Source organism: Tetragenococcus koreensis (assembly GCF_003795145.1).
Lineage (GTDB): Bacteria > Bacillota > Bacilli > Lactobacillales > Enterococcaceae > Tetragenococcus > Tetragenococcus koreensis.
On the sequence record NZ_CP027786.1, the window covers coordinates 2,179,447 to 2,191,288 of the forward strand.

An 11,842-nucleotide genomic window follows, 5' to 3' on the forward strand; every position below is an offset into this window, starting at 1 on the left:
CTTAAGTCGGATGCGCAGTGTAAAAAATTTTGCTATTCTTAATATTGAAAAGTAGGAGGGACACCACATGAAAAACCGCTCAAATTTCTTAAATATATTGATCATTTTAGTCGGGCTGATTTTAGCTAGTATAGCATTAAAAATCCTCTTATCCTTAGCAACCGGTATCTTATATCTCGTCTTTAAATTTGGAATACCGTTATTAATCATTGGAGGAGTCATTTACTGGTTAACAAATAGACACAAAAGCCCTAGAAGATAATAGGAAGAACGAACAAGCAGCTTGTTCGTTCTTTTTTTTATAGTTAGCGTGTAAAATCAGGAGAAGTTTAAGTAACTTCCATTCTTTCTCAAAAATGTAGCTTATTTTTTTACATTATGATACAGCTCAATCATTACAAACTTCATAAGCCAGGCCGCCCTCATTTCCCGCTAAATTTTATTTTTAATGAACCGTTTAAAACAATTATATTAATAAGGTTTTAAGACTACTAGTAAAAACAGCTGTATCTATCTTGCAGACTTGAAACACGGTAGGTTCCTCGCTATAATGGTCAGAGGACCTTAAAAGGTCAATACGAAAAAAGTGAGGAAATTTATTGATTACTGTAAATAATGTAAGTTTGCATTTTTCTGGTCGCAAACTTTTTGATGATGTTAACTTAAAATTTACACCTGAAAACTGTTATGGCTTAATCGGGGCTAATGGCGCCGGAAAGTCTACATTTTTAAAAGTGCTATCAGGTGAAATTGAACCATCGACCGGTACCGTTACTATGGGCCCTGATGAACGGATGACCGTATTAAAGCAAAATCACTTTGATTATGAACAATATCCAGTCATTGAAACAGTCATTATGGGACATAAACGTTTATATGATGTAATGAAAGAAAAAGATGCGCTATATACAAAAGAAGATTTTACAGATGAGGATGGGATCCACGCTGCAGAATTAGAAACAGAATTTGCCGAATTAAACGGTTGGGAAGCTGAGTCTGAAGCTGCTGTTCTTTTGCAAGGGCTAAATATTCCTGAGGAACTTCATCAAGTTCAAATGAATGAACTAACAGAAGGCCAAAAAGTAAAAGTGTTACTAGCTCAAGCATTATTTGGCAAACCTGACGTGTTATTACTTGATGAACCGACGAATGGTTTAGATATTCCGTCAATTAACTGGTTAGAAGAATTTTTGATTAATTTTGAAAATACCGTTATCGTTGTATCCCATGACCGCCACTTTTTAAACAAAGTGTGTACTCATATGGCAGATTTAGATTATGGAAAAATCAAATTATATGTAGGAAACTATGATTTTTGGTTAGAATCCAGTCAATTGGCAACTAAATTACAGCAACAATCCAATGCAAAAAAAGAAGAACAAATTAAAGAATTGCAGGAATTTATTGCGCGTTTTAGCGCCAATGCTTCAAAATCAAAGCAAGCAACTTCACGCAAGAAAATGTTGGACAAAATTACCTTAGATGATATTCAACCGTCTTCTCGCCGCTATCCTTTTATTAGCTTTAAACCCGAGCGGGAGATTGGTAATGACTTATTACAAGTAGAAAATATCAGTGTCACAATTGATGGCAAGAAAATTTTAGACAATATTTCTTTTACATTAAATAAAAACGATAAAGTTGCTTTTATTGCAAAAGATGATATTGCAACTACCACTTTATTGAACGTCATTACTGGTCAAACAGAGCCTGACACAGGTTCTATACGTTGGGGCGTCACTACTAGCCAAGCTTATATGCCTAAAGACGCTAGTAATGAGTTTGACAGTCATTTGTCCATTTTAGAATGGTTGCGGCAGTATGCTGCCAAAGAAGAAGATGACAATACTTTTTTACGTAGTTTCTTAGGTAGGATGTTATTTTCTGGTGAAGAAGTGAATAAAAAGGTCAATGTGCTTTCTGGTGGCGAAAAGGTTCGTTGTTTGTTGTCAAAACTTATGTTAACAAAAGCCAACGTTTTGCTTTTAGACGACCCTACCAACCACTTGGATCTAGAGTCAATCACAGCATTGAACAATGGGTTGATGGATTTTGCCGGAGCACTACTATTTACCTCCCATGACCATGAATTTATACAAACTTTGGCTAACCGAGTGATCGTGGTATCTGATCAAGGAGTCGTTGATCGTATGGATACTACTTATGACGAATTTTTAGAAAATGAAGCAGTACAAGAACGTCTTACTCAACTATATGCTTAAAATTAATAAAAAAGATCAGGTTATTCGGTTTTGTCTCGAATAACCTGGTCTTTTTCTATAATCTATTTTCTCCCATTGAAAAAACAGCAATACAGCCATAACCAGTATGACTAGCAATGGTAGGACCTAAAGGAAAATAAGTAATTGGTGTTTTAGGATGACGTTGGTTTAATTGTTGCACAACCTTATTCAACGCTTCTTCATCGCCACTATAAGCAATATAAAAGTGGTCAACGATCGACAAATCTGCTCTAGTACTTGTTTCATTCACTAATCTTTGCAAGGCTTTTTTACGACCATGAACTTTATCAACATTTTGTAAACGGCCTTTCTCATCTACATTAAGGATGGGCTTAATATTTAATAAACCACCGATAGCTGCCTGCGTTTTGGTTATTCTCCCACCATGTACTAAATGCTTTAAATCATCAACAGTAAACCAAGAGTGCAAACACATTTTATATTTAGTTAACCATTGAACTGTTTCTTCTAAGGTTTTTCCTGCTTTTTGTAAGCGGACTGCTTCCATTACTAGCATACCTTGGCCTAAACTGGCAGTCTTTGTATCAAAACTAGTAACAGTAAAATCAGGATATTCCTCTTTCAATTGTTCAATGGCTGTCAAAGAACTTTCATAGGAGCCGCTCAAGCCCGAAGAAAAAGCAATATATAAAACGGGGATATTCTTTTTAGCATAGGACCTTAAAAACGACATGTATCTACCTACATTGATTTGTGATGTCGTTGGCTGTTTGTTTTCCTTTAATTGTTCTAAAAACCATGAATTATCAAAAGTTTTTCCTAAATCGTCAGTATATTCTTCACCATCCAACTCAACAAACATAGGAATGTAAGCAACTTTGTATTTATCTAGCAAATCTGCTGGTAAATCACAGCAAGCATCTGTGACGATTTGAAACATATTCTCGCTCCTTTGAAGTTGACTTTCTTTCATTATACCTTAAAATTTGAAATAACTTAAATTTTTTATGCTCACAAGAAAAGGAGCCAGATCAATAGTAAAAGCCCTCCTCATAGTAGACTAGAAATTTTTATTTTTTCTACTGTCTACTATAAGAAGAGCCTATCATTTGATAAGAGTCGCTAATGTCATGGATTTGCGACAAGGATCTGCTGGAGTGCAAGAGCGGTCTATCTACAATTGAGATATTTTACTTTCCAAAGGGCTCACTTTATGGTCCCTTTTAATAATTTGCTGTTAAATTTGCGACCAAACACTTTCTAAAATATTTGTTTGATTACGATCTGGACCTACCGAAAAAGTTGAAATTCTTACGCCAACAAGTTCTGAAATTCGGCGAAGGTAGTTCCGCGCATTTTCTGGTAGTTCTTCCAATGTTTTACAATTTGTGACATCTTCTGACCACCCAGGTAATTCTTCATATACTGGTTTACAGCGATTTAATTCTTTTAGGCTAGCTGGATAATGATAAATCAATTTTCCATCTAACTCATAAGCGGTACAAATTTTCACAGTGTCTAGTCCGCTTAACACATCAATACAGTTTAGCGCTAAATTAGTGATACCTGAAACACGACGCGAATGACGCATTACCACTGAATCAAACCAACCAACACGACGTGGTCGGCCCGTCGTCGTGCCATATTCACGGCCTACTTCTCTAATTTGGTCGCCTACCTCATCAAATAATTCTGTAGGAAATGGACCATCACCTACCCGTGAAGTATAAGCTTTGCATACACCTACAACTTTATCGATTTTAGAAGGTCCTACGCCACTACCAATGGTGACACCACCAGCAACTGGATTCGAAGAAGTAACAAAAGGATAAGTACCTTGGTCAATATCCAGCATAACACCTTGTGCTCCCTCAAATAAAACACGTTTCCCACGGTCCAAAGCGTCATTTAAAATCACAGAAGTATCTGCAACATATTGTTTGATTTGTTGACCATACTCATAAAACTCTTCAAAAATATCTTCAAATGCAAGCGCTTGGTCGTCATACATTCTTTCAAATTGTCTATTTTTATCTGCCAAATTAACTTTTAAACGTTCGCTAAAAATATCCTTATCCAACAAATCGGCGATACGAATACCTACACGTGCTGCTTTATCCATATAAGCCGGTCCGATGCCTTTAATTGTGGTCCCGATTTTATCAGCGCCTTTAGCATCTTCTTGCAATTGGTCTAATTTGATATGATACGGTAAAATCACATGAGCACGATCAGAAATTCGTAAGTTTTCCGTGGAGACTCCATGTTCTTTTAAATAATTTAATTCTTCTACAAGAGATTTAGGGTTTACGACCACGCCATTTCCAATAACGCTAATTTTTTCTTTATAAAAAATGCCCGAAGGGATCAAATGCAATTTATATGTTACATCATCAAATTTAATGGTGTGACCTGCATTATCACCGCCTTGATAACGTGCAATTACCTCCGCATTTTCACTTAAAAAATCAGTAATTTTTCCCTTTCCTTCATCGCCCCATTGTGTTCCTACAATTACCACTGATGACATATGGATACCTCTTTCTTTTGATCTATTTAAATAAACAAAAAGTAAGCAGCAATGATCCGATTTGCGGATTACTTTTCCTCACTCCCGCATTATTGTACCAACTTATATACTTCATTACAATGAAAAATCGAATGTTTAACTTTAAATTTTTTTAACATTAGTCAAAACACGAACATTATTAAATAAATAGTTAAAATACTATTTAAAAGGCGAAAAATAGCGAGATTTAGTAAAAATCATAGTTTTCGTATAGCGTTTCTAGTGCCTTTTTTTCTTGGTTCAATTTCTTTCCAATATTAGTTTCAGAGACTGTGGTACGACTTTCAACTCGTTCTACCAATCGTTTCGTTGATAAAATATCATTCCGTTGTTCGATGGACTCTTTTACTGAAGAAAATGGCTGATGAGCCACTAGTTGTAATCCATAACTATTGGATAATAATGTATAACCGGCTAAGCCGGTTTCTTTTTGGTAACTTTTAGCAAATCCTCCATCAATCACCAACATCCTCCCATTGGCTTTGATTGGATTTTCACCTTTATTCGCTTTGACTGGAGTATGCCCATTAACAATATGACCAGTTAAAGGCAAGTTAAAATCTTTTAGAATTTCTTGGCAAATCGCCTCTTGGTTCCTTAAACGGTAATAAGCATTTTTTTCTTCATGGTGCGTTTGTTTATCTTCAACATAATACCGTTCAAAAGTTGCCATAACTTTTTTTCCAAATAGGGAGGAACATTCACCTGTCCATAAATACCACAGCAAATCAGTCGCAAAATCAGCAGAAATATCAGGATGATTATAACTATAACGAATTTGTTCTTCAAAGAAATCTAATAGACTTTTGCCAGAGTAATGTGTCTGCCCTACACGTAATGATTTGAAATCACCATTTTGATGGAGGGGGATGCAGCCATGAAGTAATAAATTCCCGTTATAACATAAATACATACTCCCTCTTTCCATTAGAAAATCCATATGACGCTTCAGTGGTTCAGAAGTCTGAAATGAACGTAATAATTTTTCTAGTAGTTGCTCTTCTTCGTAAGTCAAAGCACAAGGGTTAGCGGGATCAATGGTGGGTGCAGTGAAATCGGCCAATGAATATGTTTTGCCATTAAGCTCAATAGTTTCTTTAGTATAATCAATCAAGTCCAGCATGTTTCGTTCATTCATGAGAAATTCAGGACGTCGTTTGATGAGCTGTCCCTCTAATTTAAATTGTAGTATGGCAGTTGCTTGCTGTATCTTATTTAAACTATCCTTTTCAGCAGCAGAAAAATTGGTTTCGTCATCTAATTTAGGAGAAAACTTGTCCAACTTTGGATAATATTTGTATGCATATTCTACTAAAGGCCGCAAGTTGATACCATAACGATCTTCAATAATTGCTAAATTGCCGTATCTAGCACAAATACGTAAAACATTAATAAGGGCAAGCGGCGAACCTGCCATACTAGCCAGCCAAATGATATCATGGTTTCCCCATTGAATATCCACAGAGTGATAGTGAATTAAACGTTCCATAATCAAATCAGGGGCCGGACCGCGGTCATAAATATCACCGACCACATGTAAATGGTCTACGACAAAGCGCTGTATCACATAACATAAAGCGCTAATTAAAGGCGCTGCTTGATTTAACTGAATCACATTATCAATAATTGCTTGGATATAGGCTTGTTTATCCGTTTCTTGTTGTTTTTCTGTCAATAATTCTTCAATAATATAGCTAAAGCGAGAAGGTAACGCTTTATGAACTTTCGATCGGGTATATTTACGACTAGCATAATTGACAACTGTAATTAATAATTGGATCTTTTGCACGTACCACTTTTTCAATTCTGCTGGCGTTCTGCTGTCTTTTTCTAATTGAATTTTTTCTTCTGGATAATAAATTAAAGCTGCCAAATCATCGATATCTACATCTTTTTCATTGAAACATTCAGCTATTTTCTCTTTAACACTGCCAGAACCATTACGTAAAACATGATCAAATGCCTCGTATTCACCATGTACATCGCTAATAAAGTGTTCTGTTCCTTTAGGTAAATGTAAAATCGCTTCCAAATTGATGAGTTCCGTTACTACATTTTCTTTATTTCCAAAAGTTTCTTTTAGTAATCTGTAATAATTTTCCTCTGGCATTTATATACGCTCCCTCAAAAATAAAAATTGGTATTGTTGTATATAAATACAATACAAGTTTTAAAAAATAGTTGCAAGCTTTTTAAATAAAAAAAGTTTGCAACTATTTTTTTTAATTTATTCAAATTGGTATAGTCGGATAATTACTCAAATGCTGTCCGTGGTGAAAGAGAAGAGAACTTATTATATTCTTTTATAAATAATAACTCAACGGTGCCACGAGCACCACTCCGATTTTTTTCGATAATAACTTCAATGACATTATCTTCGCCTGTTTCTTCTTCGTCATCTTCATCATTTTCTCGTTGATAATAGTCATCACGATATAAAAAAGCTACAATATCGGCATCTTGCTCAATTGATCCAGACTCACGAATATCACTTAAAACTGGACGTTTATCTTGTCTTTGTTCAACACTACGTGATAATTGCGAAAGAGCCAAGACAGGAACATTCAGTTCTTTTGCTAATTTTTTCAATTGACGGGAGATCTCTGATACTTCTTGTTGCCGACTTTCTCTTCCGGTACCTTCGATTAATTGCAGGTAGTCAATTAAAATCAAACCGAGATTTCCTTTTTCCTGCGCTAATTTACGACAACGGGCGCGAATTTCTGATACTTTAATCCCAGGTGTATCATCAATAAAAATGCTTGCTTTGGATAAACTACCCATCGCCACAATCAAATTGCGCCATTCTTCATCAGTTAATTGTCCGGTACGCAAATGACTAGCATCAATGGAACCTTCGGCACAAAGCATCCGGCTGACTAATGATTCAGCCCCCATTTCTAAACTAAAAATAGCCACAGTATTATCTGTCTTTGTTCCCACATTTTGAGCAATATTCAAAGCAAAAGCCGTTTTCCCTACGGCCGGCCGCGCTGCAATAATCAACAGTTCATCTTTTTGTAAACCGGCCGTCATTTTATCCAACGCTTTATAGCCTGTTGGAAGACCCGTGATTTCTTCATTATTTTGAGCCAATTGATCAATATTTTCAATTGTTTGATTCAATACATCTGCAATCGATTGAAACCCACTACTGTTTCTTTTTTCAGAAACTTCTAAGATGCTTTTCTCAGCATCTTCTACAATTTCCTGTACATTTTCATTTTGTTCAAAACCTGTGGTCACAATTCGATTCGCTGCTTGAATTAATTGGCGTAACGTTGCTTTATCATCAACGATCTTTGCATAATAGGATACACTTGATGATGTAGGCGAAACTTGACTTAATTCGGTTAAATAACTAATGCCGCCAACATCTTCTAGAGAATTCATTTTTTCAATTTCAGCTTTTAAAGTAATCAAATCGATTGCTTCATTACGATCATTGAGCTGGATCATACATTGGAAAATAATCTGATGGCTTCTACGATAAAAATTATTCGGCTCCAGCAGTTCCATCGCTTCGATGATCGCATCCGAATCAAGAAAAATTGCACCTAATACAGCTTGTTCTGCTTCTATATCTTGTGGTGGAATACGATCTTGCCAAACTTCGTTCATATTTTTTTCTCCTAAATAACCTACGTTCAATCATATCTTAACAATTTTTTGTGAAAACGCAAGGCAGATCCGATCGCTTCAGACCTGCCCACACTTTTATTCTTCTACTACATGTACCTTGATATTAGCTGTCACTTCAGGATGTAATTTAACTGGAACGTCAGTAAATCCCATTGAACGAATAGGTTCTTTCAATTCAATTTTCCGCTTATCTACTTTGATATCATATTGTTTACTCAACCCTTGCGCAATTTGTTTGGAAGGCACTGAGCCAAAAAGTCGTCCATCTTCGCCGGCTTTAGCTTTGATTTCTACGATTGTTTTTTCATCTTCTAAATAATCTTTTACCTTTTGCGCTTCTTGTAAGTTTTCAGCCTCTTCTTTTTCTTGCGCTTGTTTCTTACCCCGCATGGCAGCTACATTGCCATGATTAGCTTCTTTAGCTAGTTTATTTTTAAATAGATAGTTTTGCGCATAGCCGTTCGGAACGTCTTTGACGTCTCCTTTTTTTCCTTTACCTTTCACATCTTGTAAAAAAATGACTTTCATCTTTATCCTTCACTCCTTGTCATCTAATTGTTTTAATTCTTTAATTAGCATTTTCCGCACTTCTTCGATCGGCTTTCCTTTGATCTGAGTTGCAGCATTGCTAAAGTGACCGCCGCCACCTAATTTTTCCATCACGCGTTGAACATTGATACCACCCGAACTACGGGCGTTAATAGAAGTTTCATGTTCAAGCTGATTGGTAATCACAAAAGCCGCTTCGATATCGTTCATTGATAGCAGTGTATCTGCTGCCTTAGACGCTGTGACATTATCGTAGGTCTCATTTTCAGAAGCTACCGCCACAACGATATCTTTGGTTACATACTCGCTGCGTGACACTAATTCACTCATTTGTAAATACGAGTTTAAGTCTGAACTCAACAAATAGCGCACTAATGAAAGATCGGCACCATGATTTTTTAAATAACTTGCCACATGAAAAGTTTGCGCTGTCGTCCGAGTAAAAAAACTTTTCGTATCAACATAAATTCCGGATAACAATAATCCAGCAATAAATTTTGACACCTTTTTTCTTTTATTCGATTGAAATTGGATCAATTCAGCTACTAATTCACTGGCAGAAGAAGCAGCAGGTTCGATATAAGTAAGCAATGGTCGCTTAGGAAACTCATCCCCACGACGATGATGATCAATAATCATGATTTTATCAAACGCATCATACGCCTCTTTTGAGATTGAAAGCGCGGGACGATTATAATCAACCATGACCAAAACACTATTATCATCGATAAGTTTCAAAGCTTCTTTACTAGAAATAACCAGGTTAGCCACTTCTGGATGTCTATTTATTTCTTCTAAACAACGCTGGGTATCTTCTGTTACCTCTTCTGGTTCAATGATCACATAGCATTCTTTTTGATTGAATTGAGCCAAAGTAGCCACACCAAATGCACTACCTATAGCATCCATATCGGGGTAACGATGTCCCATAACAAATATTTTTTTATTTTCAGAAAAGATCTTTTTTAATGAAGCACTCATTGCCCGTGAACGTGTTCGCGTACGATGAATGGTTCCTTCTGTTTGCCCTCCAAAAAACTGTGGCTTTGCTTTAGAACTAACATCTTTTATGACAACTTGATCGCCGCCTCTAGCTAAAGCCATATCCAGATTATTTTGGGCAATTTCCCCGATTTTTTCCATCGAGCTATGACCGTATGCAATCCCCATACTCATTGTCAGTATAAATTCACTATTAATATTTGAATCTTTTAAACGTTGTAAAATATCAAATTTTTTTTCTTTGATTTGGTTTAATTCATCTTCACTAGCAACAAAGAAATAACGATCAGTATTTACCCGTTTATAAAAAATGCCATACTCATTCGCCCAGTCAGAAATCATTGTCGTGACTAGCGTATTTAGTAAAGAAATATTTTTATCATCCATTTTATCAATGATATCGTCATAATTATCCAAAGAGATAATGCCGATCACAGTCATAGCCAAGGCTCCTTATAATTTCAAATTCAACTAGTAAAATTGAACAATTGCTTAACTTTTCCAAAAAAAATCTTTTAATGATCCTATCTACTCATTTTTCATTCTATCATAAACTATTTGTTTATGCGATTTACAAAGCAAGGCTGTCGATAAAAAATCCGAATGACAAAATTGTCATTCGGATAGGCTTTTTACATTTCTTCATTTGAAAAAGGTAGTAATCCCATAATACGTGCGCGTTTAATAGCAATTGTCAACTTGCGTTGATTTCTTGCACCTGTACCTGTCACACGACGAGGTAAGATTTTGCCACGTTCTGAAATAAATCTTTTTAATAATTCAACATCTTTATAATCTACATGTTCAATGTGATTTGCTGCAAGATAGTCTACTTTACGACGTCTGCGCCCGCCTCTTCTTTGTTGAGCCATTCTATTTCCCTCCTATCAATTTGTTAGAATGGTAAGTCATCATCTGAAATGTCAATCGATGAACCACCGAAAGGATCGGAGTTATCACGATCGAAATTAGGTGTTTCAGAAGTTTGAGATGTTTGTCTTTGATTCTGGCTGTTCCCAAAGTTCGATTGATTGCCACCGGAATTATCATTGTCAGAAGAACGACGTTGTTCACTAACAGAACGAGGTTCCAACAGTTGGAAATTATCTGCTACAACTTCGGTTATAAAAACACGTTGACCTTGTTGATTTTCATAATTTCTAGTTTGAATTCTTCCAGTAGCGCCGATTAGTGCACCTTTACGTCCCAAATTTGCGAGATTTTCCGCTGCTTTTCTCCAGATAACGCAGTTAATAAAATCTGCTTCTCTTTCGCCGTTTTGATTCGTAAATGTACGATTCACAGCTAAAGTAAAAGTTGCAACTCCTACTCCATTAGCGGTATAACGTAAATCAGGGTCTTTTGTCAATCTTCCTACTAGTACAACGTTGTTAATCAAATTTACCATCTCCTCATCGTTGTTGTTTCATGTGAAACGCGTTAGTCTTCTTCTTTCACAATCATATGACGAATGATATCATTGTTGATTCTTGCAAGACGGTTAAATTCATTAACCGCATCTGCATTTGATGGAGAAGAAACGTTAACGATGTGATAGATGCCTTCGCGGTATCCGTTCATTTCATACGCAAAACGACGTTTTTCCCAATCTTTAGATTCGATCACTTCGGCACCATTATCAGTAATGACAGCATCGAAACGGTCTACTAAAGTTGTTTTTGCTTCTTCATCAATGTCAGGACGAATGATGTACAAAATTTCATACTTCGTATTTTCCATTGATTTTTCACCTCCCTATGGACTTTGGCTCCTTTTCTCAGGAGCAGAGAGAGTTGTCGGTTAAGACTACTCACGAAGTGAAATTATACACCCATTTGTCTTGATACGCAAGATATTTCGCCTTGATTGTTTAGAA

General features: G+C 36.1%; 11 protein-coding genes. 2 read left to right on the plus strand and 9 right to left on the minus strand.

Features of this window, described 5'->3' with window-relative positions; all coding sequences use genetic code 11:
* Positions 1-67 precede the first annotated feature (67 nt).
* On the plus strand, positions 68-262 hold the full coding sequence (locus C7K43_RS10430; protein WP_124006793.1) for a hypothetical protein: 195 nt from the start codon (positions 68-70) through the stop codon (positions 260-262).
* A gap of 337 nt (positions 263-599) precedes the next feature.
* Positions 600-2,222, plus strand: coding sequence for an ABC-F family ATP-binding cassette domain-containing protein (locus C7K43_RS10435; protein WP_124006794.1), 1,623 nt, complete (start codon positions 600-602; stop codon positions 2,220-2,222).
* Between the two features lie 55 nt (positions 2,223-2,277).
* Here the strand turns inward: C7K43_RS10435 and C7K43_RS10440 are convergent, their stop codons facing one another.
* The 9 genes from C7K43_RS10440 to rpsF all read right to left on the minus strand — a co-directional run bounded on the left by C7K43_RS10440 (position 2,278) and on the right by rpsF (position 11,706).
* Complete coding sequence (locus tag C7K43_RS10440; protein ID WP_124006795.1) at positions 2,278-3,144, minus strand: DegV family protein; 867 nt, start codon at positions 3,142-3,144, stop codon at positions 2,278-2,280.
* Positions 3,145-3,441: 297 nt separating this feature from the next.
* Positions 3,442-4,734 (minus strand): adenylosuccinate synthase, encoded by a 1,293-nt coding sequence (locus tag C7K43_RS10445; protein WP_124006796.1) that lies wholly within the window; start codon positions 4,732-4,734, stop codon positions 3,442-3,444.
* A 226-nt stretch (positions 4,735-4,960) separates the two neighbouring features.
* Positions 4,961-6,883 (minus strand): fructose-1,6-bisphosphatase, encoded by a 1,923-nt coding sequence (locus C7K43_RS10450; protein ID WP_124006797.1) that lies wholly within the window; start codon positions 6,881-6,883, stop codon positions 4,961-4,963.
* A gap of 143 nt (positions 6,884-7,026) precedes the next feature.
* Positions 7,027-8,394, minus strand: coding sequence for a replicative DNA helicase (gene dnaB, locus C7K43_RS10455; RefSeq protein WP_124006798.1), 1,368 nt, complete (start codon positions 8,392-8,394; stop codon positions 7,027-7,029).
* A gap of 96 nt (positions 8,395-8,490) precedes the next feature.
* On the minus strand, positions 8,491-8,943 hold the full coding sequence (gene rplI, locus C7K43_RS10460) for a 50S ribosomal protein L9 (RefSeq protein ID WP_124006799.1): 453 nt from the start codon (positions 8,941-8,943) through the stop codon (positions 8,491-8,493).
* A 9-nt stretch (positions 8,944-8,952) separates the two neighbouring features.
* Entirely contained in the window at positions 8,953-10,407 is a 1,455-nt protein-coding gene (locus C7K43_RS10465) for a GGDEF domain-containing protein (RefSeq protein WP_124006800.1), read from the minus strand.
* A gap of 191 nt (positions 10,408-10,598) precedes the next feature.
* Positions 10,599-10,838, minus strand: coding sequence for a 30S ribosomal protein S18 (gene rpsR, locus C7K43_RS10470; RefSeq protein ID WP_124006801.1), 240 nt, complete (start codon positions 10,836-10,838; stop codon positions 10,599-10,601).
* Between the two features lie 23 nt (positions 10,839-10,861).
* On the minus strand, positions 10,862-11,365 hold the full coding sequence (gene ssb / locus C7K43_RS10475) for a single-stranded DNA-binding protein (protein WP_124006802.1): 504 nt from the start codon (positions 11,363-11,365) through the stop codon (positions 10,862-10,864).
* Positions 11,366-11,406: 41 nt separating this feature from the next.
* Positions 11,407-11,706 carry a 30S ribosomal protein S6 gene (gene rpsF, locus C7K43_RS10480; protein WP_124006803.1) on the minus strand — a complete coding sequence of 100 codons (300 nt, stop codon included), beginning with the start codon at positions 11,704-11,706 and terminating at the stop codon, positions 11,407-11,409.
* Positions 11,707-11,842: the final 136 nt, after the last annotated feature.